The 24,916-nt window shown below is 52.9% G+C and carries 31 protein-coding genes; 20 read left to right on the plus strand and 11 right to left on the minus strand.

The features are described 5' to 3' along the window. Positions 1 to 4 precede the first annotated feature (4 nt). The 7 genes from pmrA (at position 5) to FY046_RS11540 (ending at position 6,843) form a co-directional block, all read left to right on the plus strand. Positions 5 to 667 carry a two-component system response regulator PmrA gene (gene pmrA, locus FY046_RS11510; RefSeq protein ID WP_133844055.1) on the plus strand — a complete coding sequence of 221 codons (663 nt, stop codon included), beginning with the start codon at positions 5 to 7 and terminating at the stop codon, positions 665 to 667. After that, positions 664 to 1,719, plus strand: a complete 1,056-nt coding sequence (pmrB, locus tag FY046_RS11515; protein WP_133844057.1) for a two-component system sensor histidine kinase PmrB — start codon at positions 664 to 666, stop codon at positions 1,717 to 1,719. The genes pmrA and pmrB overlap by 4 nt, the downstream gene beginning before the upstream one ends. 282 nt (positions 1,720 to 2,001) lie before the next feature. After that, positions 2,002 to 3,177, plus strand: a complete 1,176-nt coding sequence (locus FY046_RS11520; RefSeq protein ID WP_431022398.1) for an isochorismate synthase — start codon at positions 2,002 to 2,004, stop codon at positions 3,175 to 3,177. An 11-nt stretch (positions 3,178 to 3,188) separates the two neighbouring features. Then, positions 3,189 to 4,802 carry a (2,3-dihydroxybenzoyl)adenylate synthase gene (locus FY046_RS11525; protein ID WP_133844061.1) on the plus strand — a complete coding sequence of 538 codons (1,614 nt, stop codon included), beginning with the start codon at positions 3,189 to 3,191 and terminating at the stop codon, positions 4,800 to 4,802. 16 nt (positions 4,803 to 4,818) lie between these two features. Further along, on the plus strand, positions 4,819 to 5,673 hold the full coding sequence (locus FY046_RS11530) for an isochorismatase family protein (protein WP_133844063.1): 855 nt from the start codon (positions 4,819 to 4,821) through the stop codon (positions 5,671 to 5,673). Continuing rightward, the gene (dhbA, locus tag FY046_RS11535; RefSeq protein WP_133844065.1) at positions 5,673 to 6,431 is read left to right on the plus strand and encodes a 2,3-dihydro-2,3-dihydroxybenzoate dehydrogenase; all 759 of its coding nucleotides are present in this window, start codon (positions 5,673 to 5,675) and stop codon (positions 6,429 to 6,431) included. Before FY046_RS11530 ends, dhbA begins: the two co-directional genes overlap by 1 nt. A gap of 1 nt (position 6,432) precedes the next feature. Continuing rightward, on the plus strand, positions 6,433 to 6,843 hold the full coding sequence (locus FY046_RS11540) for a hotdog fold thioesterase (protein ID WP_133844067.1): 411 nt from the start codon (positions 6,433 to 6,435) through the stop codon (positions 6,841 to 6,843). 88 nt (positions 6,844 to 6,931) lie between these two features. Here FY046_RS11540 and cgtA read toward each other — a convergent pair whose 3' ends face one another. From cgtA to rplU, 4 genes are all read right to left on the minus strand, one after another. Next, positions 6,932 to 8,113 (minus strand): Obg family GTPase CgtA, encoded by a 1,182-nt coding sequence (gene cgtA / locus FY046_RS11545; protein WP_446186057.1) that lies wholly within the window; start codon positions 8,111 to 8,113, stop codon positions 6,932 to 6,934. Further along, on the minus strand, positions 8,110 to 9,096 hold the full coding sequence (locus tag FY046_RS11550) for a DMT family transporter (RefSeq protein WP_133844246.1): 987 nt from the start codon (positions 9,094 to 9,096) through the stop codon (positions 8,110 to 8,112). The genes cgtA and FY046_RS11550 overlap by 4 nt, the downstream gene beginning before the upstream one ends. A gap of 113 nt (positions 9,097 to 9,209) precedes the next feature. Next, a complete protein-coding gene (rpmA, locus tag FY046_RS11555) occupies positions 9,210 to 9,467 on the minus strand; it encodes a 50S ribosomal protein L27 (protein ID WP_013204035.1) in 258 nt (85 codons plus the stop codon). 15 nt (positions 9,468 to 9,482) lie between these two features. Next, positions 9,483 to 9,794 carry a 50S ribosomal protein L21 gene (gene rplU / locus FY046_RS11560; protein ID WP_133844071.1) on the minus strand — a complete coding sequence of 104 codons (312 nt, stop codon included), beginning with the start codon at positions 9,792 to 9,794 and terminating at the stop codon, positions 9,483 to 9,485. 254 nt (positions 9,795 to 10,048) lie between these two features. On the opposite strand from rplU, the gene ispB reads away from it, so the two are divergent. Both ispB and FY046_RS11570 read left to right on the plus strand, forming a co-directional pair. After that, a complete protein-coding gene (gene ispB, locus FY046_RS11565; RefSeq protein ID WP_133844073.1) occupies positions 10,049 to 11,023 on the plus strand; it encodes an octaprenyl diphosphate synthase in 975 nt (324 codons plus the stop codon). Between the two features lie 306 nt (positions 11,024 to 11,329). Next, on the plus strand, positions 11,330 to 11,590 hold the full coding sequence (locus tag FY046_RS11570) for a helix-turn-helix domain-containing protein (RefSeq protein WP_133844075.1): 261 nt from the start codon (positions 11,330 to 11,332) through the stop codon (positions 11,588 to 11,590). 47 nt (positions 11,591 to 11,637) lie between these two features. Here the strand turns inward: FY046_RS11570 and murA are convergent, their stop codons facing one another. The 7 genes from murA to mlaF form a co-directional block, all read right to left on the minus strand. Next, on the minus strand, positions 11,638 to 12,900 hold the full coding sequence (gene murA, locus FY046_RS11575; protein ID WP_133844077.1) for a UDP-N-acetylglucosamine 1-carboxyvinyltransferase: 1,263 nt from the start codon (positions 12,898 to 12,900) through the stop codon (positions 11,638 to 11,640). A gap of 79 nt (positions 12,901 to 12,979) precedes the next feature. Beyond that, complete coding sequence (ibaG, locus tag FY046_RS11580) at positions 12,980 to 13,234, minus strand: BolA family iron metabolism protein IbaG (protein WP_133844079.1); 255 nt, start codon at positions 13,232 to 13,234, stop codon at positions 12,980 to 12,982. A 225-nt stretch (positions 13,235 to 13,459) separates the two neighbouring features. Next, complete coding sequence (mlaB, locus tag FY046_RS11585; RefSeq protein ID WP_133844081.1) at positions 13,460 to 13,756, minus strand: lipid asymmetry maintenance protein MlaB; 297 nt, start codon at positions 13,754 to 13,756, stop codon at positions 13,460 to 13,462. After that, positions 13,756 to 14,391: a phospholipid-binding protein MlaC gene (gene mlaC, locus FY046_RS11590; RefSeq protein ID WP_133844083.1), complete on the minus strand. Its 636-nt coding sequence runs from the start codon at positions 14,389 to 14,391 to the stop codon at positions 13,756 to 13,758. The genes mlaB and mlaC overlap by 1 nt, the downstream gene beginning before the upstream one ends. Further along, entirely contained in the window at positions 14,391 to 14,951 is a 561-nt protein-coding gene (gene mlaD, locus FY046_RS11595) for an outer membrane lipid asymmetry maintenance protein MlaD (protein WP_133844085.1), read from the minus strand. The genes mlaC and mlaD overlap by 1 nt, the downstream gene beginning before the upstream one ends. A gap of 4 nt (positions 14,952 to 14,955) precedes the next feature. Continuing rightward, a complete protein-coding gene (gene mlaE, locus FY046_RS11600) occupies positions 14,956 to 15,738 on the minus strand; it encodes a lipid asymmetry maintenance ABC transporter permease subunit MlaE (RefSeq protein WP_133844087.1) in 783 nt (260 codons plus the stop codon). Next, positions 15,738 to 16,559 (minus strand): phospholipid ABC transporter ATP-binding protein MlaF, encoded by an 822-nt coding sequence (gene mlaF, locus FY046_RS11605; RefSeq protein ID WP_133844089.1) that lies wholly within the window; start codon positions 16,557 to 16,559, stop codon positions 15,738 to 15,740. Before mlaF ends, mlaE begins: the two co-directional genes overlap by 1 nt. A 228-nt stretch (positions 16,560 to 16,787) precedes the next feature. On the opposite strand from mlaF, the gene FY046_RS11610 reads away from it, so the two are divergent. From FY046_RS11610 to npr, 11 genes are all read left to right on the plus strand, one after another. Then, on the plus strand, positions 16,788 to 17,768 hold the full coding sequence (locus FY046_RS11610) for a calcium/sodium antiporter (protein WP_159337316.1): 981 nt from the start codon (positions 16,788 to 16,790) through the stop codon (positions 17,766 to 17,768). A gap of 15 nt (positions 17,769 to 17,783) precedes the next feature. Then, positions 17,784 to 18,770 carry an arabinose-5-phosphate isomerase KdsD gene (kdsD, locus tag FY046_RS11615; protein WP_133844093.1) on the plus strand — a complete coding sequence of 329 codons (987 nt, stop codon included), beginning with the start codon at positions 17,784 to 17,786 and terminating at the stop codon, positions 18,768 to 18,770. A gap of 18 nt (positions 18,771 to 18,788) precedes the next feature. Beyond that, entirely contained in the window at positions 18,789 to 19,355 is a 567-nt protein-coding gene (kdsC, locus tag FY046_RS11620) for a 3-deoxy-manno-octulosonate-8-phosphatase KdsC (protein WP_133844096.1), read from the plus strand. Beyond that, positions 19,352 to 19,927 (plus strand): LPS export ABC transporter periplasmic protein LptC, encoded by a 576-nt coding sequence (gene lptC, locus FY046_RS11625; RefSeq protein WP_133844098.1) that lies wholly within the window; start codon positions 19,352 to 19,354, stop codon positions 19,925 to 19,927. Before kdsC ends, lptC begins: the two co-directional genes overlap by 4 nt. Continuing rightward, entirely contained in the window at positions 19,899 to 20,447 is a 549-nt protein-coding gene (lptA, locus tag FY046_RS11630; RefSeq protein WP_133844100.1) for a lipopolysaccharide ABC transporter substrate-binding protein LptA, read from the plus strand. The genes lptC and lptA overlap by 29 nt, the downstream gene beginning before the upstream one ends. Positions 20,448 to 20,452: 5 nt before the next feature. Then, positions 20,453 to 21,178 carry an LPS export ABC transporter ATP-binding protein gene (lptB, locus tag FY046_RS11635; protein WP_133844102.1) on the plus strand — a complete coding sequence of 242 codons (726 nt, stop codon included), beginning with the start codon at positions 20,453 to 20,455 and terminating at the stop codon, positions 21,176 to 21,178. A 48-nt stretch (positions 21,179 to 21,226) separates the two neighbouring features. Then, positions 21,227 to 22,660 (plus strand): RNA polymerase factor sigma-54, encoded by a 1,434-nt coding sequence (gene rpoN / locus FY046_RS11640; protein WP_133844105.1) that lies wholly within the window; start codon positions 21,227 to 21,229, stop codon positions 22,658 to 22,660. A 22-nt stretch (positions 22,661 to 22,682) separates the two neighbouring features. Then, on the plus strand, positions 22,683 to 22,970 hold the full coding sequence (hpf, locus tag FY046_RS11645) for a ribosome hibernation promoting factor (protein ID WP_133844107.1): 288 nt from the start codon (positions 22,683 to 22,685) through the stop codon (positions 22,968 to 22,970). Positions 22,971 to 23,148: 178 nt separating this feature from the next. Continuing rightward, positions 23,149 to 23,631 carry a PTS IIA-like nitrogen regulatory protein PtsN gene (ptsN, locus tag FY046_RS11650; RefSeq protein WP_133844109.1) on the plus strand — a complete coding sequence of 161 codons (483 nt, stop codon included), beginning with the start codon at positions 23,149 to 23,151 and terminating at the stop codon, positions 23,629 to 23,631. A 111-nt stretch (positions 23,632 to 23,742) separates the two neighbouring features. Further along, positions 23,743 to 24,597, plus strand: a complete 855-nt coding sequence (rapZ, locus tag FY046_RS11655) for an RNase adapter RapZ (protein ID WP_133844111.1) — start codon at positions 23,743 to 23,745, stop codon at positions 24,595 to 24,597. Then, positions 24,594 to 24,866, plus strand: a complete 273-nt coding sequence (gene npr, locus FY046_RS11660) for a PTS phosphocarrier protein NPr (RefSeq protein ID WP_133844113.1) — start codon at positions 24,594 to 24,596, stop codon at positions 24,864 to 24,866. Before rapZ ends, npr begins: the two co-directional genes overlap by 4 nt. Positions 24,867 to 24,916: the final 50 nt, after the last annotated feature.

The raw sequence follows: 24,916 nt of genomic DNA on the forward strand, positions 1-24,916 counted from the left end.
GCCAATGAAAATACTGATCGTTGAAGATGATACGCTCCTGCAACAGGGGTTAACCCTAGCCCTGACGGGTGAAGGTTATGCTGTGGACTGTGCGGCCAGCGCCGCGCAGGCCATTGCGTATTTGAACAGCGGTCAGTACAGCCTGATTGTTCTGGATCTTGGGTTGCCGGATCGTGATGGTGCCGATCTGCTGCGGCAGTGGCGCAAAGAGCAGGTTGATCTGCCAGTATTGATCCTGACAGCACGCGATGCATTATCTGACCGTGTTGACGGGCTGGATGCCGGAGCAGATGACTATCTGATCAAACCCTTTGCACTGGTTGAGCTGAAAGCCCGCGTCCGTGCGCTGATCCGTCGCTATCAGGGAAGAAGCGATAACCTGTTACAGCATGGCGACCTCGCACTTAACCTCTCTTCGCAACAGGTCGCCGTCGATAATCACCCCATCGAGGTGACACCTAAAGAGTTTTCTCTGTTAACGCGTCTACTGATGCGCATTGGTCAAACGGTGCACCGGGAAACACTCCTGCAGGATCTCTACAGCTGGCAAGATGATACCGGCTCAAATACCCTTGAAGTCCATATCCATAATCTGCGGCGTAAGCTGGGGAAAGACCGGATTAAAACCGTACGTGGCGTTGGCTATCGCCTGGAAGAACGCGCATGAACAGTATGCGTCGACGTTTATTGATTATGCTGACGCTCATTCTGTTGAGCTGCCAGTTGATGAGCGCGCTCTGGCTGTGGCATGAAAGCCGCGAACAGATCAGTTTTCTGGTCAATGAGACCCTCTCTGCACACGCTCGTAATGATCAGGTAGAAAATGAAATCCGCGAGGCCATCGCCTCTCTGCTTCTGCCTTCGCTGGTGATGGTCTGCTTTACCCTGCTGCTTTCATTCTGGGCAATCAGCTGGATTATTCGCCCGCTCAGATCGCTTCAACAAAACCTGGTTACCCGCTCTGCTGACAATCTCTCTCCCCTGCCGCTGCATTCAGAAATGGATGAAATTGTGGCGGTCACCGGGGCGTTAAACCAGCTGCTGGGCCGTCTTGATAATACGCTGCAGCAGGAGCGGCTGTTCACCGCCGATGCTGCACACGAGCTGCGTACGCCGCTGGCAGGTCTGCGGTTACACCTTGAGCTGCTGGAGCAGGAAGGGGTAAAACAGGGGCCGATGCTGGTTGAGCGCATCGATCAACTGATGCATGTTATTGAGCAGCTCCTGATGTTGTCACGCGCCGGTCAGGCACTGGCCAGCGGCCATTATCAGACCCTGAGCTGGCATGATGTCATTGACCCGCTACGCCAGGAAATGGATGAACTACTGGCCCTGCGTCAGCAGCATCTTATTGTTAGCAGCACGACAATACGCACGGTACAGGGCGATGCCATCTTGCTGAGGCTGATGCTGCGTAACCTGCTGGAGAATGCCTCACGTTACAGTCCAGAGGGCAGCACGATTACGTTGCTGGTGGAAGATGAGGAAACCGGAAGCCAGGTCAGTGTCCACGATGAAGGCTCCGGCATTGATGCCAGTATGGTAAACGATGCCATCAAAGCCTTCCGTCGAATGGATCGTCGCTATGGTGGTAGCGGACTTGGCCTGAATATCGTCCAGCGCATTGTGCAAATCCATCGTGGGCACCTCAGTCTGACGAACCGTAGCGATCGCAGTGGCCTCAAAGCCAGCTGCTGGTTACCCCATCAGCTTGACTAAACGTTTCCTGCTACCCGCCTAACATCCTCTGTTATCCCACGGGCGTTATCCCACGGGCATTTAATCAGCAATGCTTACCTTTTATGTGGATTCCTCTGGCCCCCCTTTTCACAGGTAATGGCAGCACGGCTCGCGTACAGCACCCACCGTGTAAGGATGTCTTTACGATAATTAAATTAATTTACCTTTATTGACACTCCACAATAATCGACGTAGTTTACTGCACCTGAAAGCAAATGATAATAGTTCTTACTACGTTTATCATTTAAATGAGGATGCCCAATGGAATCGTTAACGTCAGAAAGTACGCTACAGTTTGCCTCACAGGCAGCCGCCAGTGGTTTTTTCTTTATGTCTCCCTGGCGCAGTCTGGCAGCACAGGGCTGCTTTACCACCGTCACCACCCCTGCATTCGGTGGCGAAGCGCTACAGAGCGAATTTCAACACGAAATCCGGCAACGATTCCTTGATGCGAAACGCCAGGGAATTGCTCACCCCGTGCTCGTCGGGGCGATCCCCTTCGATGCCAGCCAGCCTTCTTCCCTGTTTATCCCTGAGTCCAGCCAGTACTTCGATGGCAAGGCGTATCTGCAACAAATGGGCGCGCCAAAGAGTGAGCTTCCTGACGTCATGCGCCGTACTGCTCTGCCAGAGCAGGACGCCTTTATGCAGATGGTCGCCCAGGCCGTTGACGCGACCACAACGAAGCAGTTGGACAAAGTGGTGCTGTCACGCCTGATGGAAATCGTCACTACTGAGAAGATCGATATTGCCAACCTGATGACGCGCCTGATGACGCAGAATCCGGGAAGCTATAACTTCCATGTTGCACTACCGGAAGGGGGTTCATTGCTGGGGGCCAGCCCGGAGTTGCTGATGCGCAAGCATGACAGCCGCTATTACACCCATCCACTGGCCGGATCGGCGCGTCGTGAAAGTGATGCACAGAAAGATCGTCAGGCCGGGCAACTGCTGATGGCATCCACCAAGGATCGCTACGAGCATAAGCTGGTGACCGATGCCATGCGCGATGTGCTGCAACCCCGCAGCGCTTACCTTGCCCTGCCAGCGACCCCGGAGCTGTTGACCACCTCGACGCTCTGGCATCTGGGCACCGCGATTGAAGGTGAAGTGAGCCAGAAAGCCGATACGGCACTGTCACTGGCCTGCCTGCTGCATCCAACGCCTGCGCTGAGCGGCTTCCCGCATACCACTGCCCAGAAACTGATTGCTGAACTGGAACCGTTCAATCGGGGCCTCTTTGGCGGCATTGTCGGCTGGTGCGATGAGCACGGCAACGGTGAATGGGTCGTCACCATCCGCTGCGGCAAAGTGAACGGTAACCGCGTTCGTCTGTTTGCCGGTGCCGGTATCGTTCCGGCCTCCAGCCCGGAATCCGAATGGCGGGAAACCGGCGTCAAACTCAACACCATGCTACGGGCTTTTGGCCTGAACTAAAGAGTGCTGTCATGACCATCCCTTATTCTCGCTGGCCGGACGATCTGGCCACACAGTATCGCGCAAAAGGTTACTGGCTGGATCTGCCGTTAACGGACATTCTGCAACGTCACGCTGGCAGCAGCGCCGTAGCCGTGATTGACGGCACGCGCCGTTATCGCTACCACGATCTGGCACAGCAGTCCGATCGCCTGGCAGCCTCGCTGCAACGCCGTGGTCTGAAGTCAGGTGACACGGCACTGGTACAACTGGGTAACGTTGCAGAATTCTACGTCACCTTTTTTGCCTTGCTGAAAATTGGCGTCGCCCCTGTTAACGCACTATTCAGTCATCAACGCAACGAACTGAGCGCCTACGCGCTGCAAATTCAGCCCGCGCTGTTGATTGCCGACCGCCAGCACAGCCTGTTTAGCAACGATGATTATCTCAATCAGCTCCGGCAGGATTTCCCGGCGCTGAAGGTCGTGGCGTTGCACAATGAAAACAACGTTGCGCTTTCACTGTCAGGCCTGATTGATGCAGATGCCGGCGATTTTATAGCCAGCCCCTCTGCTGCCGATGAAGTGGCCTTCTTTCAGCTCTCCGGCGGCAGTACCGGAACCCCGAAACTGATCCCACGTACCCACAATGATTATTACTACAGTATTCGTGGCAGCGTTGAGATCTGTGAGTTCAACGCACAGACTCGTTATCTGAATGCCCTGCCCGCCGCCCATAACTATGCGATGAGCTCACCAGGCTCCCTCGGCGTGTTTTACGCGGGTGGCTGTGTGGTAATGGCGAACGATCCCAGTGCCAACCTCTGCTTCCCGCTGATTGAACAACATCAGGTTAACGTGGCGGCACTGGTGCCACCCGCCGTCAGTCTGTGGTTACAGGCAATTCAGGAATGGGGCAGCAACCGTGCACTGACATCACTGGCACTGTTACAAGTTGGTGGTGCCAAGCTCAGTGAATCACTGGCTTCACGTATCCAGAAAGAAATTGGCTGCCAGCTCCAGCAGGTCTTTGGCATGGCCGAAGGTCTGGTGAACTACACCCGCCTGGACGATGACCAGCAGCATATTCTCACTACGCAGGGCCGTCCGATCTCTGACGACGACGAGGTTTGGGTCGCGGATGAGCAGGGTCAGCCACTGCCCGCGGGAGAAACCGGCCGCCTGATGACGCGCGGCCCTTATACCTTCCGTGGTTACTACAATAGCCCGGAGCACAATGCTGCCAGCTTCGATGATCAGGGTTTCTACTGCTCCGGCGATCTGATCGCCATCGCTGCAGACGGCTACATCACCGTTCAGGGGCGCGAGAAGGATCAGATCAACCGGGGTGGCGAAAAGATCGCAGCGGAAGAGATCGAAAATCTGCTACTGCGCCATGAAGACGTGATCCATGCTGCGCTGGTGTCCATGGAAGACAACCTGATGGGTGAGAAAAGCTGTGCGTTTATTGTCGCGCGTCGTGCGCTAAAACCGGTGGTCTTACGTCGTCATCTGCGTGAACTGGGCGTGGCGGAATTCAAGCTGCCGGATCGCATTGAATGTGTCGATGAGCTACCGCTCACCCCGGTGGGAAAAGTGGACAAAAAACGCCTGCGCCAGCAGCTGGCCGCTCAGCAGAACGGATAATTTTCAGGAGAGAGTAATGGCTATTCCAACGTTAAATTCTTACGCGCTGCCAACCGCAGCCGAACTGCCAGCCAATAAAGTGACCTGGGCCTTTGAACCGGCGCGTGCCGCGTTACTGATCCACGATATGCAGGAGTATTTCCTCAATTTTTGGGGTGAAGACAGCCCGCTGATTGAACAAGTCGTCGCCAATATTGCCCGGTTACGCGAGTACTGCAAATCCCAGGGGATCCCGGTGTTCTACACCGCACAGCCCAATGAGCAAAGTGCTGAAGATCGTGCTCTGCTAAACGACATGTGGGGACCTGGCCTCAACAAACACCCTGATCAGCAGAAAGTCGTGGCTGCACTGGCACCGGATGAACATGACCAGGTGCTGGTGAAATGGCGTTACAGCGCATTTCATCGCTCACCGCTGGAATCGATCCTGAATGAAACCGGACGCGACCAGCTGATTATCTGTGGCGTATATGCCCACATTGGCTGTCTGACCACCGCGACCGACGCCTTTATGCGTAACATCAAGCCATTTATGGTGGCTGACGCCCTGGCTGACTTCAGCCGCGAAGAACATATGATGTCGCTGACCTATACAGCCGGTCGCAGCGGCCGCGTTGTGATGACGGAAACCCTGCTGCCACTGCCACAAAGCAAAGAGCAGCTACGTGCCGTGGTCCTGCCCCTGCTGGATGAAGACAGCGATGATCTCCTTGATAGCGAAAATCTGGTGGATTACGGACTGGATTCGGTGCGCATGATGGCGCTGGCAGCCCGCTGGCGCCAGGTGCATAGCGATATCGACTTCATCGCCCTGGCAAAAAATCCCAGTATTGATGGCTGGTGGGCACTGCTGTCGAGGGAGCCTGCGTAATGTCATGCCGTTTTGACTTCAGCAATAAACAGGTGTGGATCACCGGGGCGGGCCAGGGGATTGGTTATCATACTGCACTGGCATTTGTTGCTGCGGGTGCCTCTGTGGTGGGGTTTGATAAACAGTTTTCGCAAAACGATTACCCCTTCCAGCGCGCCATTGTCGATATTTCCGATGCCGATCAGGTGAAACGTGTCTGTCAGCGCCTGCTGTCAGATACACCCCGCCTTGATGTGCTGGTGAATGCTGCCGGTATTTTACGTACTGGCAGCACCGAAGAACTCGCGGTGGAGGACTGGCAGGCCTGCATGGCCGTCAACGCCGGGGGGGCATTCAATCTGTTCCAGCAAACACTGCCACTGTTCCGTCAGCAACGTGCCGGCGCGATTGTCACTGTTGCCTCCAATGCGGCACACGCGCCGCGTATCGGTATGTCAGCTTATGGTGCTTCTAAAGCAGCCCTGCGTAGCCTGTGCCTTACTGTCGGGCTGGAAATGGCTCCCTTTGGTGTCCGCTGCAATATCGTTTCACCCGGTTCCACAGACACCGCGATGCAACGGAGCCTGTGGCATAAACCGGAAGACGAACAGCAGATGATCGCCGGCTACCCCGATCAGTACAAACTGGGTATTCCGTTGCAGAAAATTGCCCAACCTCAGGAAATCGCCAACACGGTATTGTTCCTCGCCTCCGACAGCGCCAGCCATATCGTGATGCAGGATATTGTTGTCGATGGCGGAGCCACTCTGGGTGCCTGATATGTGGAAACGACAAAGTAGCCTGACTGAGCTAAATCAGATGGCAGAAGGTACGCTAATTGCCGGGCTGGGTATGGTCTTTACCCGACTGGAGCCTGACTGGCTGGAAGCCACTATGCCCATGGATGCTCGCACACAGCAGCCGTTTGGGCTGCTGCACGGTGGCGCATCAGTGGCGTTGGCGGAATCGCTGGGGTCAATGGCAGGTTGGCTCTGTTCGCAGCCAGGTCAGAATGTGGTAGGTATTGAAGTCAGCGCCAGCCATCTGCGTGCGGTCTATAGCGGAACCGTACGCGGCATCTGCAGGGCGCTTCACAGCGGCAGTATGAACCAGGTCTGGCAGATTGAGATTGTGAATGCACAGGATCAGCTGTGCTGTATTGCACGACTGACAACCGCCATTATCGGCTAAAGCGCAGAGGCGCGGTACCACATCAGAACCGCCGCGATTAAGCACAAAAAAATAGGGCGCCAGTGGCACCCTATTTTTTTAGCGAAGATTAACGCTGATAGACGGTTTCGACACCTTCTTCGTCGTCTTCGTCCCAATCGTCATCCCAGTCATCGTCTTCTTCTTCAACTTCTGGCTGGGTTTCTTCCAGTTGCTGACGATGATAGTCATCCCACATGAATTCCACTTTCTCTGGCTGTTTAGCTTCCAGTTCAGCTTCTTTCGGGTTAGCGATGATGAAGGACATCAGGTCCCAGCACAGTGCGTTAACGCCTGAGCGGTTTGCCGCAGAGATCAGATAGTATTTCTCTGTCCATCCCAGAGTGTCTGCAATGGCTTTAGCACGCGATGCGGCTTCTTCTTCATCCAGAAGGTCCACTTTGTTGAACACCAGCCAGCGTGGCTTCTGGAACAGCTTATCGCTGTATTTCTCCAGCTCAGCCAGGATGATGCGAGCGTTTTCAATCGGATCGCTTTCGTCAATCGGTGCCAGATCGATGGTGTGTAACAGTACACGGCAACGCTCAAGGTGTTTAAGGAAGCGAATACCCAGACCTGCACCATCCGAAGCCCCTTCGATCAGACCCGGGATATCGGCAATAACAAAGCTCTGCTCGCTGTCCATACGAACAACACCGAGGCTTGGCACCAGAGTGGTAAACGGATAATCCGCCACTTTAGGTTTCGCAGCAGAAACAGCGCGAATAAAGGTCGATTTACCTGCGTTAGGCAGGCCGAGCATACCCACGTCAGCCAGCAGCATCAGCTCCAGCTGTAAATCACGCTTTTCACCCGGCGTACCCATGGTTTTCTGGCGTGGGGTACGGTTCACGGATGACTTGAAACGGGTGTTGCCCAGACCGTGCCAACCGCCTTTAGCGACCATCATCTTCTGCTGATGATGCGTCATATCACCGAGGGTTTCACCGGTTCCCTGGTCAATAATGCGCGTTCCAACCGGTACTTTAACAACGATGTCCACACCGCGTTTACCGGTACAGTCACGGCTCTGGCCGTTCTGCCCACGTTCTGCACGGAAGGACTTTTCAAAGCGGTAGTCGATCAGGGTATTCAGGTTTTCGTCGGCCTGCATATACACATCGCCGCCATCGCCACCATCACCACCGTCCGGACCGCCACGAGGGATATATTTCTCACGACGGAAGCTCACGCAGCCATTACCGCCATCGCCAGCCACTACCAGGATCGTCGCTTCATCAACAAACTTCATTTTACTTCTCCGTCACTCATACGCCCGTGGCCCGATGCAGGTGGCACCGGAACGGGATTGCTCCGCCGTGGCCATAAGCGATGACCAATTGCGGAAAACATGGCGCCTGACACCACAACGATTGCTCCGACAAACCCTAAGGTATTGAGTTGCGGAATGGCAAAAAAGTCGGGCCAGCCAAGCGATAAAAATTCTGAAAACAGCAGGGTAAAAAGTGGCGTTAGCGTCACAATTGCGCTGACCTGAGCCGCCTGCCAGCGTGCGTAGGCTTCCGCCAGTGCGCCGTAACCCACAAGGGTATTCAGCACACAAAAAATCAGGCATCCAAGCTGCCATCTGTCCAGTTGCCACACCAGATCGGTGTGCGCAAAAGGCAATAACGTCACTGCACATAAAGTGTACAGCAAAAACAGGATCTGCTGCGAGCCGAGTCGACGCAACAAAATTTTTTGCGTCACGCCATAGACCACCCACACCAGTGCTGCACTGACGCCCAGAATCACACCCCAGGTGTAATTGGTCAGACGGGTAAAGATTTCCACCAGGCTGGTATTAAAAAACATCACCAACCCGCACAGCAGCATACAGACACCGATAATCTGGCTGCCGCGCATCTTTTCTTTCAGGATAAAGACGCTGGCAAGCATCATACCAGGAGGAGCCAACTGGGCAATCACCTGGGACGCCGTCGGGCTGAGATACTGCAACGAAGAGCCAAACAAGATGAAATTGCCCACCAGTCCGGCGGTAGCGATCATCACCCACACCAGCCAACGCGGGTGCCGGAAGAAATCACGCGGCGGCAGCTGACGTTTCAAGGCCAGAATCGTGCCCAGGCCTAACGCTGCGAGAAAAAAACGATAGAACACCACAGTGAACGGATCCATCACCTGCAGCACCACTTTCATCGCAATGGGTAACGAACCCCAGCTCATAGCGGTAACCAGCGCAAGCGCAATACCCATTCCAGCCTGTTGTTTGATGACTGACATCAGTGTTCCCTGGCAGAATGTAAAAAGCCCCGCAGTCTAGTGCGGGGCTTTTATTTTCGCAGCAGTGAACGGCTTAACAGCCGTTCCGCGGCACGAAAACCTAATTACTCAGCAACAATGCTGATGTATTTACGGTTGTTCGGGCCTTTAACTTCGAATTGGACCTTGCCGTTTGCAGTAGCAAACAGGGTGTGGTCACGACCGCAGCCTACGTTGGTGCCCGCGTGGAATTTGGTGCCACGCTGACGAACGATGATGCTACCAGCCAGTACAGATTCGCCGCCGAAACGTTTTACGCCCAGACGTTTTGCATTGGAGTCACGACCGTTACGGGTCGAACCACCAGCTTTCTTATGTGCCATTTGTCAGGTCTCCTGTTATGCGCTGATGCCAGTGATCTTCACATCAGTGAACCACTGACGGTGACCCTGCTGCTTACGGTAATGCTTACGACGACGGAACTTAACAATCTTGATCTTGTCGCCACGACCGTGAGCTACGATTTCAGCCTTGATCACGCCACCTGAAACTAAAGGTGCGCCGATTTTAACGTCTTCGCCGTTAGCAATCATCAGAACCTGGTCGAATTCAACGACTTCGCCGGTTGCGATGTCCAGCTTTTCCAGGCGAATGGTTTGACCTTCGCTTACTCGGTGTTGTTTACCACCACTTTGGAAAACCGCGTACATATAAACTCCGCTTTCGCGCTTGCCTTCTTTGATTTCAGGCTGCGCTATAAATATTCACAATAGGGCGCGAATTCTACGCAACTTCGCAGGTAAAGACAATAGCCTGTTTCGCTCTATTGCAGAAAAAAAACGCAACGTGAATGGGGACGTTTCACCGCCGCGTTTTTCAAGTACAATCTGTCATACATTTCATGCCACTGGCACGGTAAAGGCGCTTATCATAGCAGCGAACTGAGCGATAGCTGAACAGACTGATGAACTTAGAACAGATAAATGAACTCACCGCGCAAGATATGGCGGACGTCAATGCGACAATACTCGACCAGCTGAACTCGGATGTATCCCTCATCAATCAGCTGGGCTATTACATTATCAGTGGCGGAGGTAAGCGTATCCGTCCGATGATCGCTGTGCTTGCAGCACGCGCCATCAATAATTACGAAGGTAAACAACACATTACCGTCGCGGCGTTGATCGAATTCATTCATACCGCCACGCTGCTACACGATGACGTCGTGGATGAATCAGATATGCGCAGAGGTAAAGCCACCGCGAACGCCGCGTTTGGCAATGCTGCCAGCGTGCTGGTCGGTGATTTTATCTACACTCGCTCGTTCCAGATGATGACCAGCCTCGGCTCGCTGAGGGTTCTGGCCCTGATGTCTGAAGCGGTCAATGTGATTGCGGAAGGCGAAGTCTTACAGTTGATGAACTGTAATGACCCGGACATCACCGAAGAAAGCTACATGCGCGTCATTTACAGCAAAACCGCACGCCTGTTCGAAGCAGCAGCACAGTCCTCGGCCATTCTGGCAGGTGCCAACGCGGTACAAGAGCAGGCTTTGCAGGATTACGGCCGCTACATCGGCACCGCATTCCAGCTCATTGATGATCTGCTGGATTACAGTGCCGATGGCAAAACGCTGGGTAAAAACGTGGGTGATGACCTGAGTGAAGGTAAACCGACACTGCCGTTATTGCATGCCATGCGTAACGGAACACCGCAGCAAGCCAGCATGATTCGTACTGCGATTGAAGAAGGTAACGGACGCCATTTACTGGAACCTGTTCTGGAAGCAATGCACCAGTGTGGCTCACTGGAATGGACGCGCAATGCTGCGGAACAAGAAGCCGATAAAGCCATTACGGCTCTGAAAGCCCTGCCTGAGTCGCCATGGCGGAGTGCGCTGGAAGCCCTTGCGCACATGTCAGTTCAGCGCGAATTCTAATGCCATAAATTAAACAGAAAGCACACCACTTCGTGCTTTCTGTTTTTTTGTCCGCCCTTCAGATACACTTTTTTCACGCGCACTCCCCCATGCCCCCGGCACGTCACTTCTAATTTTGCGTAACGTTACGCAAAAAAACAGTTATGCCTGAAATTTATTGGAATTTAATGGAAGTTATTTGCTATAAACAGCCTGTTATTGTGAAATATAACAAGTTGCTTTATCGGAATAATACCTACAGCAGAGTGCAATTGATGACAACAATCCGCGCCCTGTTTTCCAAAAGTGCCCATGGAGGATAAGCACATGAAACACTCTCAGCAAGACTGGCACCCAGCAGACATCATTGCCGGACTGCGCAAAAAAGGAACCACCCTCGCCGCCCAATCCAGACTGGCAGGCTTAAGTTCATCGACGTTAGCCAATACGTTGAGTCGACCCTGGCCTAAAGGAGAGTGGCTGATCGCCGATGCCCTGAATGTGCATCCGGCAGAAATCTGGCCCAGCCGCTACTACGATCCTAAAACACATCAACTTATCGACCGTAAGAAACTGATCCGCAGTTAAAAAAAAGGGCCGGTATTGAATACCGACCCTTTTTTATTGCGGGAAAATCACTCTTCGCCGCTGATGCGCTGAATATTTGCGCCAAGCGCCATCAGCTTATCTTCAATGTGCTCATAACCGCGGTCGATGTGGTAGATACGATCCACCAGAGTCGTACCTTCCGCAATACAGCCTGCCAGAACCAGACTGGCTGAAGCACGCAGATCGGTCGCCATCACCTGAGCACCCGACAGCTTCTCCACGCCATGGCAAATCAGCGTATTGCTCTCAATTTCACCGTGTGCGCCCATACGAACCAGCTCCGGCACATGCATGAATCGGTTCTCAAAAATGGTCTCGGTGATCACGCCCGTACCTTCTGCCACCAGATTCAACAGGCTGAACTGGGCCTGCATATCAGTCGGGAAACCTGGGTGTGGTGCCGTGCGCAGGTTTACCGCTTTTGGCCGCTTACCGTGCATATCCAGGCTGATCCAGTCGCTGCCCACTTCAATATCCGCACCGGCTTCACGCAGTTTAGCCAGCACAGCATCCAGAGTATCGGGCTGAGCCGCACGACAGACCACTTTACCGCCAGAGATCGCCGCCGCCACCAGGAATGTTCCGGTCTCGATACGGTCAGGCAACACGCGATAGACCCCACCACCCAGACGTTCTACGCCTTCGATAGTAATACGGTCGCTGCCAGCACCAGTGATTTTCGCACCCAGCGTATTCAGGAAGTTTGCGGTATCCACAATTTCTGGCTCACGCGCAGCATTTTCAATAACCGTTGTTCCGGTTGCCAGCGTTGCAGCACTCATGATGGTGACGGTAGCGCCTACGCTGACCTTATCCATCACAATGTGTGCGCCCTTCAAGCGACCATTAACCGAGGCCTTCACATAACCTTCTTCCAGCTTGATCTCTGCGCCAAGTTGCTCCAGACCCGTGATATGCAGGTCAACAGGACGGGCACCGATGGCGCAACCGCCAGGCAGGGATACCTGACCCTGGCCAAAACGCGCTACCAGCGGCCCCAACGCCCAGATAGAAGCACGCATGGTCTTCACCAGGTCGTAAGGCGCACAGAAAATATTGACGTCACTGGCATCAAGATGCACGGAACCATTACGTTCAGCCTTTACACCCAACTGACTGAGCAGTTTCATGGTGGTATCGATGTCCTTCAGTTTCGGGACATTCTGAATCTCTACCGGCTCTTCAGCCAGCAAAGCTGCGAACAGGATCGGTAATGCGGCATTTTTAGCCCCGGAAATTGTGACTTCACCACTCAGGCGGGTCGGACCCTGTACACGAAATTTATCCATTGCAACTGCTCTCTGTTGTCAGTCAAAAAATCTGCTGTTCAGACTCTCACCACGCCAAACGTGGCGAACGCTGCACAGCTTAAAAACCGTTTAGTTTACGGTCACGCGCCCACTCTTCAGGGGTATAAGTCTTGATGGAAACCGCATGAATACGGTTATCCGCGATGTAAGCCATCAGGGGTGCATAGACCGTCTGTTGCTTCTTCACACGGCTCAGCTCGCCAAACAGTTCACCAACGGCAATCACCTGGAAATGGCTGCCATCACCAGTAACGTGGACTTCCTGCAGCGGTAACGCGCCCATCAGCACGGACTGAATTTCATTATTTTCCATGATGCTTTCAAATTCACTTGATAATAAACAGGCACACATCTTAGTGGAATCCGCCCCACTCTTAAACAAGCAAAAAATGCCAGGAGCAGCAGTAAAAGACTAAATGAGAATGGATAACAATACGGAGGCAGGATGAAAGAGGAACCGGCGCACCAGTTCCTGAAGTAAAAATGAGCAAACTCAAGGTGTTCCGCTGTCGTTACGCGGCGCATCGATTCTGGCGGCTTAGTCGCTGCCGACAATAATTTTCTGCAGGTTATAGAGCGTGATCAGCGAACTGAGTTTATCGGTGATGCCGATAAACTGCGGTACTCTTCCACGCTGTATCGCGATCTGTCGGAGATGGACCAGCAATGCCAGCCCACCGGAATCGACGCGATCCAGCCCGGAAACATCGATCGTTTCGACCCACTGCATCACCGCTTCCCGCTGCTGCCAAAGCGGCAACAGCGTTTCACGTTCCAACTCCCCGAAGAGACGCAGATGGTCCGTCTCTACCTCCCAACGCAGTTGTTCGCTCATTACGACTGCTTATTCAATGAAATCGGCTGCTGCGAGTAGGACTTCAACAGCGCCGTCAGGCCGTCGATACCTTTCGTACGTAGGGTGTCACTCCATTCGTTCTGCTTGGTCGTGATCATGCTGACACCTTCCGCAATCATGTCATAAGCCTGCCAGTGATTCGTGACGCTGTTTTTACGCCACTGGAAGTCCAGTCGTACCGGCGGGCGGCCATTCGGGTCAATGATGGTGACACGGATAGCAATAATATTGGCATCCCCCAACGGCTGAGGCGGAGCAATCTGGTATGTTTGCCCGTTGTACATCGCCAGCGCCTGGCCATAGGCCTGCGCAAGATAATCACCAAAGGCTTTGAAATAGGCATCACGCTGTGCTGGCGTAGCCTCTTTGTAGTAACGACCGAGTACCAGCGCCCCGGCGTATTTGATCTGCACATACGGCAACAGTTCTTCACGCACGATCTGACGCAGGTAGTTAGGATCCTGCTTAATTTTCGGTTGTTCACTCTTCAACCGGGTAAACGTTTTCGCGGCTGCTTCGTTCATTAATTTATAAGGATCGGTCTGATCCGCTGCGGCATTGGCTGCCACTGGTGCGATCACCAGCATCGCCACCATCAGTAAACGTTTAAACATTACTTGCCCTCTTCTGGAGTTGTCGTCGCCGGGGCGGGCACTGAGGCCGGCTCGTCACCCGACGCAGATGAATTTTGGTTTTTATCGTCACCGTTGCCGCTTTTGTACAGGAACTGTCCAATCAGATCTTCCAGCACCATTGCAGATTTGGTGTCCTGCAACGTGCTGCCGTCTTTAAGCGTAGCAGTTCCCATTTCCGGGTCATCAAACCCAATATTCAGGGCCAGATATTGCTCACCCAGCAGACCGGAGGTGCGCACAGCCAGAGAACTGGTGTCAGGGATATTGTTATATTTATCTTCAATATCCATCGTGACCTTCGGTGAGTAATTTTTCGGGTCAAGGGTAATGTCTTCAACCCGGCCAATGACGACGCCACCGACTTTCACCGGCGACCCTGCTTTCAGACCGCCAATATTGTCAAAAGTAGCATACAGCTTCCAGGTCGGTTCATTGCCCAGTGACTTCAGGTCGGCAACGCGCAGACAGAGAAAAATAATCGCGCACAGCGCCAGCAGTAAAAAGGCACCTACCCAAATCTCGCTTTTTTTCGTTTGCATTGAATCAGTTCCCAAACATCAGTGCTGTAAGCACAAAATCCAGACCGAGCACTGCCAGTGAAGCATGTACTACGGTACGCGTCGTTGCCCGACTGATCCCTTCAGAAGTCGGGATGGCGTCATAGCCGTTAAACAGCGCAATCCAGGTGACCGTCACCGCAAAAACGGCGCTCTTGATTACGCAGTTGATAAGATCCGTGCGCAGGTCGACCGCATTCTGCATGGCTGACCAGAAGAATCCAGGATCGATACCTTTCCAGCTGACACCCACCAGCCCGCCGCCAAGAATACCCACCGCGACGAAAATCAGGGTCAGCAACGGCATACTGATCACACCCGCCCAGAAACGCGGAGAGATAATGCGTCGTAGGGGATCAACCGCCATCATTTCCATACTGGAAAGCTGCTCAGTGGCTTTCATCAGGCCAATTTCTGCCGTCAGAGCTGAACCGGCACGCCCGGCGAACAGTAACGCGGTGACAACCGGGCCCAGTTCGCGTAGCAGCGACAGTGCGACCATCATGCCCAGGCCCGTTTCGGCACTGTATGTCTTCAGCACCAGATAACCCTGCAGGCCCAATACCATGCCGATAAACAGCCCGGAAACCACGATAATTAATAACGACATCACGCCAACGCTATACAACTGTTTTATCAACAGTGGCGCATGTTTACGAAAGCGAGGAATGCCAAACAATGCATGGAATAACATCAACCCTGCACGGCCAAAAGAGGCGCAGGTATTAATGCCCGTTCGCCCGAGTGACGCCAGTGCTCTTAGAAACATCAGTCTGTCACCCTCCCTGAGCCGACTAAATCTTGCAGATAATCCCCTGCCGGGAAACGGAACGGCACGGGCCCGTCAGCAATACCATCAATAAACTGACGCACGCGGGCATCATCATTTTCACGTAACTGTGGGGCTGTCCCCTGTGCAATCACTTTTTGATCGGCGATAATATACGCATAATCGGCAATGCTCAGCACTTCCGGGACATCGTGAGAAACCACGATACAGGTAACACCCAAAGCGTGATTAAGCTCATCGATTAACTTCACCAGCACGCCCATGGTAATCGGATCCTGCCCGACAAACGGTTCGTCGAACATAATCAAATCGGGTTCAAGTGCAATCGCACGGGCCAGAGCGGCACGCCGCGCCATTCCGCCAGACAGTTCAGAGGGTTTCAGATTGGCGGCACCGCGTAATCCCACGGCTTCCAGTTTCATCATCACCGTACTGTTCAGCAAGGGCTCTGGGAGACGGGAATGTTCACGCAGCGGCCATGCAACGTTGTCAAAGACGCTGAGATCGGTAAACAGCGCACCTGACTGAAACAGCATACTCATCTTCTTACGCGCTTCGTAAAGACGCGAACGCGACAGCGCGGGAATGTTCTCACCATTGAACCAGATTTCACCGCTGTCAGGCGGGATCTGCCCACCTATCAGTCGTAACAACGTAGTTTTACCGATCCCGGATGGCCCCATAATGGCGGTGACTTTCCCTTTGGGCACCGTAAGCGAGATGTTATCGAAAATCGGACGGTTGCCACGGGAGAAACTCACACCCCGGACATCCACCAGATTCGTCTCCGCCTGGCTCATAGTTACCTCTATCTTTATTTTTAGGCGATTAATTTACCCCCGATAGTAACGTATTACCCTCCGGGCCGGGCATTTTTACAGAATCTTACCTCTGTGACGTAGCTAAAGTTGGCATAAGTTTTACTTTTTGCTTTGAGACCGTCAAAATCACTGCCATTAAATTTTCCATGCCTTACTTCGTTGTCGCCACCTGCCCTCGACGATAAGACCTGACCACAAGGACACTTCATGCTCGTCGCTACAGCACTACTGATTATCGGTTTAGTCTTACTGGTTTATGGAGCCGATCGTCTGGTGTTTAGCGCCGCTATCTTGTGCAGATCCTTTGGTATTCCCCCGTTAATTATCGGAATGACCGTGGTGGGCATCGGCACCTCACTGCCCGAGCTGATTGTCTCGTTCTCTGCTGCTACACATGGGCAGATGGATATTGCCGTAGGAACAGCGATGGGCTCGAATATTACCAATATTTTGCTGATATTGGGAGGCGCAGCGCTGCTACACCCGCTCACCGTTCATTCAAACCTGATCCGGCGTGAGCTCCCACTGATGCTGCTGGTCACCCTGCTGTGCGGTGTGACGTTGTTCGATAACGAACTGAGCCGGAATGATGGTCTGGCGCTGATCGCTATCGCAGCCATCTATCTGTTGTTCATCATTAAAATCGCACGCCGTGCTGAACGCGACGGTAATGACTCTCTGACCCGGGAACAGCTGGCCGAACTGCCACGCGATGAGGCGGGCAATACCGTTGCTTTCCTGTGGCTGGCCGTTGCGCTGATCCTGCTACCCATGTCTACGCGTATGGTGATCGATAATGCGACGGTCATTGCTGATTATTTTGGCGTGAGTGAACTGGTGATTGGCCTGACCATCATTTCAGTAGGCACCAGCCTGCCGGAACTGGCTACGGTTATTGCCGGAGCACTAAAAGGCGAAGATGATATCGCCGTCGGAAACCTGATTGGTTCAAACATCTATAATATCGCGATTGTGCTGGGCATCCCGGCACTGATTCATCCCGGCACGCTCGACACCGCTATCTTCGCCCGTGATTATTGGGTGATGCTGGGTGTCAGTGCGCTGTTTACATTAATCTGTTTGCAACGCAGTCGTCGCATTGGTCGGCTGGCTGGTGCATTGTTGCTGTGCGGATTTATCGTCTGGGTGGGAATGCTCTATGGCTTCCCCTCTGTGACTTTCTGGTAAAAGGACTGGACTACTATGGCGCATATCACTGCCGATCCCGACTTTGACTTTCAACAGGCCGGGAAAGAAGTATTGCGGATTGAACGTGAAGGGTTAGAGCAGCTCGATCAGTACATCAACGACGATTTTACCCATGCCTGCAACCTGATCTATCGCTGTGGCGGTAAAGTTGTGGTGATGGGAATGGGGAAATCGGGGCATATCGGTAAGAAAATAGCCGCTACCTTTGCCAGTACCGGTACGCCATCGTTTTTTGTCCACCCCGCTGAGGCCAGTCACGGCGATCTGGGCATGGTCAGCCCCAATGACGTAGTATTAGCCATCTCTAACTCCGGTGAATCTTCCGAAGTTCTGGCACTGATTCCGGTGCTAAAACGCTTACGCGTCACATTAATCTGCCTCACCAGCCGCCCGGAAAGTGCAATGGGCCGCGCAGCGGATGTGCATCTGTGTGTTAAAGTGCCACAGGAAGCTTGTCCACTGGGCCTGGCACCAACGACCAGCACGACGGCAACACTGGTCATGGGAGATGCCCTGGCCGTTGCCCTGTTGAAAGCACGTGGCTTCACACCGGAAGATTTTGCGCTCTCCCATCCCGGTGGTGCGCTGGGGCGTAAGCTGCTACTGCGTGTTGATGATATCATGCACTCGGGCAGCGACATGCCGCACGTGAGCCGTGATGCTTCACTCCGCGATGCGCTGCTGGAAATAACGCGTAAAAATATGGGAATGACGGTAATCTGCAACGATTTGATGAAAATCGAAGGCATCTTTACCGATGGCGATTTGCGCCGTGTCTTCGATATGGGCGTTGATATCCAGCATGCCGGCATCGAAAGCGTGATGACCCCGGGCGGGATCCGCGTTCGGCCTAATACCCTAGCAGTGGATGCGCTGAATCTGATGCAAAATAAGAATATTACCTCCGTGATGGTCGCCGACGGCGACACACTGCTGGGCGTGGTGCATATGCATGACATGCTTCGTGCTGGTGTGGTTTAACAAAGGAAGTGAACAAAAATGAGTCATTCAGCAGCCACCGTTGAGACCTGTTACGGCCCGGTCAGCCAACAGGTGATGGCACAAGCGCAGAACATAAAACTGTTGATCTGCGATGTCGATGGTGTCATGTCAGACGGCGTGATCTACCAGGGTAACAATGGTGAAGAACTCAAAGCCTTCAATGTGCGTGATGGTTATGGTATTCGCTGCCTGCTCACCTCCGGGATTGAAGTGGCTATTATTACCGGCCGTAAAGCCAAACTGCTGGAAGATCGCTGTGCCACACTGGGGATTACGCATCTTTACCAGGGACAAACGGATAAGCTTTTGGCCTTCCGTGAACTTCTGGATACACTGTCACTCAGTGCGGAGCAGGTTGCCTATATTGGTGATGATCTGATTGACTGGCCGGTCATGGCTGAAGTGGGCCTGAGTGTGACCGTTGCTGATGCTCATCCCATTTTGCTTCCCCGCGCTCACTACGTGACCCGTATTGCGGGTGGTCGTGGTGCAGTTCGGGAAATTTGCGATCTAATCCTGATTGCACAGGGCAAGTTTGATGAGGCCAAAGGGCAGTCGGTATGAGTAAAACAAGACGCTGGATGACGCTGATACTGGCACTGATCGCCATTGTGCTGATTGGCTGGAATCTGACTGCCACCGATGATAACGACGGTGCAGCAACGCAGGACAATAATGAACCCACCTATATGAGTGATAACTCACATACGGTAGTTTATAACCCAACCGGAGCGCTGAGCTACAAGCTGGTTTCTGACAAGGTGACCTATTTTTCGGCGGATGCTGTAACCTGGTTCGATAACCCGGTGATGACCACCTACGATGAGAACAAGGTTCCAACGTGGTCAGTGCGTGGAGACAAAGCCAAGCTCACTAACGATCGCATGCTGTACCTATACGGGCATGTGGAAGTTAACAGCCTGACGAAAGACGCACAGCTTGAGCGCATCAAAACAGATAATGCGCAAATTAACCTGACGACTCAGGATGTGACCTCGGACGATCAGGTAACACTTTATGGCAGCAGCTTTAACTCTACAGGTATGAAGATGCGTGGGAATTTACGGAAGAAAACTGCCGAGTTGATTGAAAAGGTCAAAACATCTTATGAAATTCAAAATGAACAAAAGCCTTAAGTTACTGACTGCAACCCTGCTGTTCGCCGTGAGCGTTCCTGCTTTAGCGTTAACGGGCGATTCGGATAAACCGGTGAATGTCGACTCGGAAAATCAGGCGCTGGATATGCAAGGCAACGTTGCCACGTTTACCGGAAAAGTCATCGTGACGCAGGGTACGATTAAAATCACGGCCGATAAAGTGGTGGTGACCCGTCCGGGTGGCGACAGCAATAAAACCATTGTTGATGCCTACGGCAATCCTGCGACCTTCTACCAGATGCAGGACAGTGGCAAACCCGTGCAGGGTCACGCCCAGAAAATGCATTACGAACTGGCGAAAGACCTGGTGGAGTTAACCGGCAACGCCTATCTGGAGCAGCTCGACAGCAACGTCAAAGGCGATCGCATCACCTATCTGGTGAAAGAGCAAAAAATGCAGGCCTTCGGCAGCAGCGGCAAACGTGTCACTACCGTACTGGTGCCATCGCAGTTGCAGGACAAAGGCACACCGTCAAACGGTCAGAAAAAGAGTAACTAACGAACATGGCAACCTTAATTGCGGAAAACCTCGCGAAGGCTTACAAAGGCCGCCGCGTGGTTGAAGATGTCAGCCTGCAAGTGAAGTCTGGCGAAATCGTGGGCCTGCTTGGCCCGAACGGCGCAGGCAAGACCACCACGTTTTACATGGTGGTTGGCATCGTGCCGCGTGATGCAGGTCGTATCGTGATCGACGATGAAGACATCAGCATTTTACCGCTGCATGCGCGTGCGCGTCGGGGCATTGGCTATCTGCCACAGGAAGCCTCTATTTTCCGCCGTCTGAGTGTTTACGATAATCTGATGGCGGTGCTGCAAATTCGTGATGATCTGACCAGTGAGCAGCGTGAAGATCGTGCTAATGAACTGCTGGAAGAGTTTCACATCGAACATTTACGTGACAGCCTCGGTCAGGCGCTATCAGGCGGTGAACGCCGCCGCGTAGAAATTGCCCGTGCGCTGGCCGCCAATCCAAAATTCATCCTGCTGGATGAACCGTTTGCCGGTGTTGACCCGATTTCCGTTATTGATATTAAAAAGATTATTGAACACCTGCGTGACAGCGGCCTCGGCGTGCTGATCACCGACCATAACGTACGTGAAACGCTGGCAGTGTGTGAGAGAGCCTATATCGTCAGCCAGGGGCATCTTATCGCCCACGGCACCCCGGAAGCGATCCTGGCCGATGAGCAAGTTAAGCGTGTCTATTTGGGTGAAGAGTTCAGACTCTGATAAGGTGTTCACATTCGGTAAGTTTTCTGGGGAATTAATACTCTGAATATGAAGCAAGGTTTACAACTCAGGCTGAGTCAACAGCTTGCCATGACGCCACAACTGCAGCAGGCCATTCGCCTGCTGCAACTCTCTACGCTTGAACTACAGCAGGAAATTCAGCTGGCGCTGGAAAGTAACCCGTTGCTTGAACAGACCGACATTCACGAAGAAGTTGATACCCGCGAATATCAGGAAACAGAAGCGCTGGATACCCGGGAAGCGCTGGAACAGAAAGACATGCCCGAGGAGCTTCCACTGGATGCGACCTGGGATGAAATCTACACCGCTGGTACGCCGTCAGGCACGGGTACCGATTACCATGACGATGAGTTACCTGTTTATCAGGGTGAAACGACCCAGACACTACAGGACTATCTGATGTGGCAGGTGGAGCTAACGCCTTTTACCGATACCGATCGCGCGATTGCGACCTCCATTGTCGATGCTGTCGACGATACGGGCTATCTGACCGTGTCGCTCGAGGAAGTGCTTGAAAGTATGGGTAACGACGAGCTGACCCTTGACGAAGTGGAAGCAGTGCTGAAACGTGTACAGCGTTTTGATCCAGTAGGCGTCTGCGCCCGCGATCTGCGCGACTGTTTACTGGTACAGCTCTCCCAGTTTGCGGCAGATGTGCCGCTGCTGAAAGAAGCACGGCTGATTGTCAGTGAGCATCTCGACCTGCTCGCCAACCATGATTTCCGCAGCCTGATGCGCGTCACACGCCTTAAAGAAGACGTGCTGAAGGGAGCGATGCAGGTCATTCAAACGCTTGACCCGCGCCCAGGCCAATCGATCAATACTCAGGAACCCGAGTATGTCATTCCAGATGTGCTGGTGCGTAAAGTCAGTAATCGCTGGATGGTCGAGTTGAATGCAGACAGTGTGCCGCGTCTGAAGATTAATCAGCATTACGCTTCACTAGGCTCAAGTTCACGCAGCGACAGTGATTCGCAGTTTATCCGCAGTAATTTGCAGGAAGCCAAGTGGCTGATTAAAAGCCTGGAAAGCCGAAATGATACGCTGCTGAAAGTGACACGCTGTATCGTGGATCAGCAGCAGGCCTTTTTCGAACAGGGCGAAGAGTATATGCGCCCAATGGTGCTGGCTGATATTGCCAGTGCCGTCGAAATGCATGAATCGACCATTTCCCGTGTGACCACCCAGAAATACCTGCACAGTCCACGTGGTATTTTTGAACTTAAGTATTTTTTCTCCAGTCACGTCAATACCGAAGGGGGGGGCGAAGCGTCCTCAACGGCGATCCGTGCACTGGTGAAAAAATTAATCTCGGCGGAGAATCCCGTCAAACCACTCAGCGACAGCAAGCTCACCTCCATGCTTTCCGAACAGGGAATTATGGTGGCACGGCGCACTGTGGCAAAATACCGAGAGTCTTTATCCATCCCGCCATCAAATCAGCGCAAACAGCTGGTCTGAACGAACAGAGAAGGAAGACACTATGCAGCTCAATATCACTGGACAGCACGTTGAAATCACCGAGCCACTGCGCGAGTTTGTGACAGCGAAGTTTGCCAAACTGGAGCAATACTTTGACCGGATTAACCAGGTCTATATTGTTTTAAAAGTGGAGAAAGTGACGCAAATTGCCGATGCAACATTGCATGTGAATGGCGGTGAGCTGCATGCCACCTCGGAAGATAAAGATATGTACGCGGCGATTGACGGCCTGATCGACAAGCTGACTCGCCAGTTGAATAAACACAAAGATAAGCTAAAACAACACTAAATCTCACAATGCATTGATGGTGTTTCAGCAACCCGCTTCTACTGGCATATGCTGAAAGCGGTATCGGCTCGTATTCTTCCGGGAATACGAGCCGTTAATCAATACGGCATGTTAATCTCTTGATCTGAACGCTGGTAAAGAGTGTCCTGCCTGCGGAAGTGAAAAGTTAAGTGAAACTATGATGAACAATGATTTGAAACTGGAACTGGGCTCCGTCTTGAGCATCTCGTGTACCCGTAATGGCGTACATTGCCAGAGCAAAAAACGGGCGCTGGAAATTATCAGCGAGCTTGCGGCGAAACAGCTTAACCTCCCGCATCAGACAATTTTTGAAGCGATTCTGACGCGTGAAAGAATGGGCAGCACCGGTATCGGTAATGGCATTGCCATCCCGCACGGCAAGCTGGAAGAAGATACGCTACGCGCAGTCGGTGTCTTCATTCGCCTTGACCAGCCCATCGCGTTTGATGCAATTGATAATCAGCCCGTGGACCTGTTGTTTGCCCTGCTGGTGCCAGCAGATCAGTGTAAAACACATCTTCATACTCTCTCTCTGGTTGCCAAGCGCCTGGCAGATAAAACCGTTCTGCGTCGCCTGCGCGCCGCACAATCCGATGAAGATCTTTACGAGATCATCACGGAAGATCACGAAGAGAGTTAGTCATTCTTGCCACAGTCCCCGACATAATGAAGTTGCAGCAACGCAGCGAAACGCAGCGCTGGTGCAGCTTCTGGTCTAAGGGAAAGCGGGTTAAATTGGGGGAAAAGTGAAATGGTGCTGATGATCGTCAGCGGTCGCTCAGGCTCAGGGAAATCAGTGGCATTACGCGCGCTGGAAGACATGGGTTTTTACTGCGTGGATAACCTGCCTGTAGTCTTGCTACCTGATCTGGCTCATTCGCTGGCTGAGCGCAATATATCTGCTGCTGTGAGTATCGATGTACGTAACATGCCGGAATCTCCGGAGGTATTTGAAACCGCGCTCACCAATTTGCCAGACTGTTTTTCGCCGCAGCTTCTGTTCCTGGATGCTGACCGTAATACCTTAATCCGTCGCTATAGCGATACCCGTCGCCTGCATCCGCTCTCCAGTAAAAATCTGTCGCTGGAAAGTGCCATCGATGAAGAAAGCGATCTGCTGGAACCGCTACGTTCCCGTGCCGATTTGATTATCGACACCTCAGAAATGTCAGTGCACGAGCTGGCAGAGATGCTACGTACCCGCCTGCTGGGGAAACGCGAACGTGAACTGACCATGGTATTCGAATCTTTCGGTTTCAAACACGGTATTCCCATTGATGCCGACTATGTGTTTGATGTCCGTTTTCTGCCGAATCCACACTGGGATCCGAAGCTGCGTCCGATGACCGGTCTTGATCGCCCCGTTGCCGCCTTCCTTGATCGTCATACTGAAGTGCATAATTTTATTTATCAGACGCGCAGCTACCTCGAGTTATGGTTACCGATGCTGGAAACCAATAACCGTAGCTATCTGACAGTGGCGATCGGCTGTACCGGCGGTAAACATCGTTCCGTGTATATTGCCGAGCAACTGGCAGATTATTTCCGCTCGCGCGGTAAAAACGTTCAGTCTCGTCACCGTACGCTGGAAAAACGCAAATCATGACCGTAAAACAGACTGTTGAGATTAAAAATAAGCTGGGTATGCACGCACGTCCGGCGATGAAGCTGTTCGAACTGGTACAGAGTTTTGATGCTGAAGTGCTGCTGCGCAATGAAAGCGGTACTGAAGCGGAAGCGAGCAGCGTGATTGCGCTACTGATGCTTGACTCAGCTAAAGGCGGTCATATCGAAGTAGAAGCCAGTGGTGCGCAAGAAGAAGAAGCGCTGGCCGCGGTGATCGATCTGTTTAATGCCGGATTCGACGAAGACTAATCATCCCCCTGAACAGACCGGCGTTTCAGCCGGTCTGTTGGCTATTTCCC

The sequence above is a fragment of the Erwinia sp. 1181_3 genome (assembly GCF_052824965.1).

Coding starts and splice junctions, on each gene's coding strand:
- mlaC (WP_133844083.1), bottom strand. CDS start 14,391: ATGTTTAAACGTTTACTGATGGTGGCGATGCTGGTGATCGCACCAGTG.
- kdsD (WP_133844093.1), top strand. CDS start 17,784: ATGGCGCATATCACTGCCGATCCCGACTTTGACTTTCAACAGGCCGGG.
- FY046_RS11610 (WP_159337316.1), top strand. CDS start 16,788: ATGCTCGTCGCTACAGCACTACTGATTATCGGTTTAGTCTTACTGGTT.
- mlaD (WP_133844085.1), bottom strand. CDS start 14,951: ATGCAAACGAAAAAAAGCGAGATTTGGGTAGGTGCCTTTTTACTGCTG.
- rplU (WP_133844071.1), bottom strand. CDS start 9,794: ATGTACGCGGTTTTCCAAAGTGGTGGTAAACAACACCGAGTAAGCGAA.
- FY046_RS11530 (WP_133844063.1), top strand. CDS start 4,819: ATGGCTATTCCAACGTTAAATTCTTACGCGCTGCCAACCGCAGCCGAA.
- FY046_RS11525 (WP_133844061.1), top strand. CDS start 3,189: ATGACCATCCCTTATTCTCGCTGGCCGGACGATCTGGCCACACAGTAT.
- lptB (WP_133844102.1), top strand. CDS start 20,453: ATGGCAACCTTAATTGCGGAAAACCTCGCGAAGGCTTACAAAGGCCGC.
- hpf (WP_133844107.1), top strand. CDS start 22,683: ATGCAGCTCAATATCACTGGACAGCACGTTGAAATCACCGAGCCACTG.
- FY046_RS11570 (WP_133844075.1), top strand. CDS start 11,330: ATGAAACACTCTCAGCAAGACTGGCACCCAGCAGACATCATTGCCGGA.
- FY046_RS11520 (WP_431022398.1), top strand. CDS start 2,002: ATGGAATCGTTAACGTCAGAAAGTACGCTACAGTTTGCCTCACAGGCA.
- lptA (WP_133844100.1), top strand. CDS start 19,899: ATGAAATTCAAAATGAACAAAAGCCTTAAGTTACTGACTGCAACCCTG.
- npr (WP_133844113.1), top strand. CDS start 24,594: ATGACCGTAAAACAGACTGTTGAGATTAAAAATAAGCTGGGTATGCAC.
- mlaB (WP_133844081.1), bottom strand. CDS start 13,756: ATGAGCGAACAACTGCGTTGGGAGGTAGAGACGGACCATCTGCGTCTC.
- kdsC (WP_133844096.1), top strand. CDS start 18,789: ATGAGTCATTCAGCAGCCACCGTTGAGACCTGTTACGGCCCGGTCAGC.
- ibaG (WP_133844079.1), bottom strand. CDS start 13,234: ATGGAAAATAATGAAATTCAGTCCGTGCTGATGGGCGCGTTACCGCTG.
- murA (WP_133844077.1), bottom strand. CDS start 12,900: ATGGATAAATTTCGTGTACAGGGTCCGACCCGCCTGAGTGGTGAAGTC.
- ispB (WP_133844073.1), top strand. CDS start 10,049: ATGAACTTAGAACAGATAAATGAACTCACCGCGCAAGATATGGCGGAC.
- rpmA (WP_013204035.1), bottom strand. CDS start 9,467: ATGGCACATAAGAAAGCTGGTGGTTCGACCCGTAACGGTCGTGACTCC.
- dhbA (WP_133844065.1), top strand. CDS start 5,673: ATGTCATGCCGTTTTGACTTCAGCAATAAACAGGTGTGGATCACCGGG.
- pmrA (WP_133844055.1), top strand. CDS start 5: ATGAAAATACTGATCGTTGAAGATGATACGCTCCTGCAACAGGGGTTA.
- lptC (WP_133844098.1), top strand. CDS start 19,352: ATGAGTAAAACAAGACGCTGGATGACGCTGATACTGGCACTGATCGCC.
- rpoN (WP_133844105.1), top strand. CDS start 21,227: ATGAAGCAAGGTTTACAACTCAGGCTGAGTCAACAGCTTGCCATGACG.
- mlaE (WP_133844087.1), bottom strand. CDS start 15,738: ATGTTTCTAAGAGCACTGGCGTCACTCGGGCGAACGGGCATTAATACC.
- cgtA (WP_446186057.1), bottom strand. CDS start 8,113: ATGAAGTTTGTTGATGAAGCGACGATCCTGGTAGTGGCTGGCGATGGC.
- pmrB (WP_133844057.1), top strand. CDS start 664: ATGAACAGTATGCGTCGACGTTTATTGATTATGCTGACGCTCATTCTG.
- ptsN (WP_133844109.1), top strand. CDS start 23,149: ATGATGAACAATGATTTGAAACTGGAACTGGGCTCCGTCTTGAGCATC.
- FY046_RS11540 (WP_133844067.1), top strand. CDS start 6,433: ATGTGGAAACGACAAAGTAGCCTGACTGAGCTAAATCAGATGGCAGAA.
- rapZ (WP_133844111.1), top strand. CDS start 23,743: ATGGTGCTGATGATCGTCAGCGGTCGCTCAGGCTCAGGGAAATCAGTG.
- mlaF (WP_133844089.1), bottom strand. CDS start 16,559: ATGAGCCAGGCGGAGACGAATCTGGTGGATGTCCGGGGTGTGAGTTTC.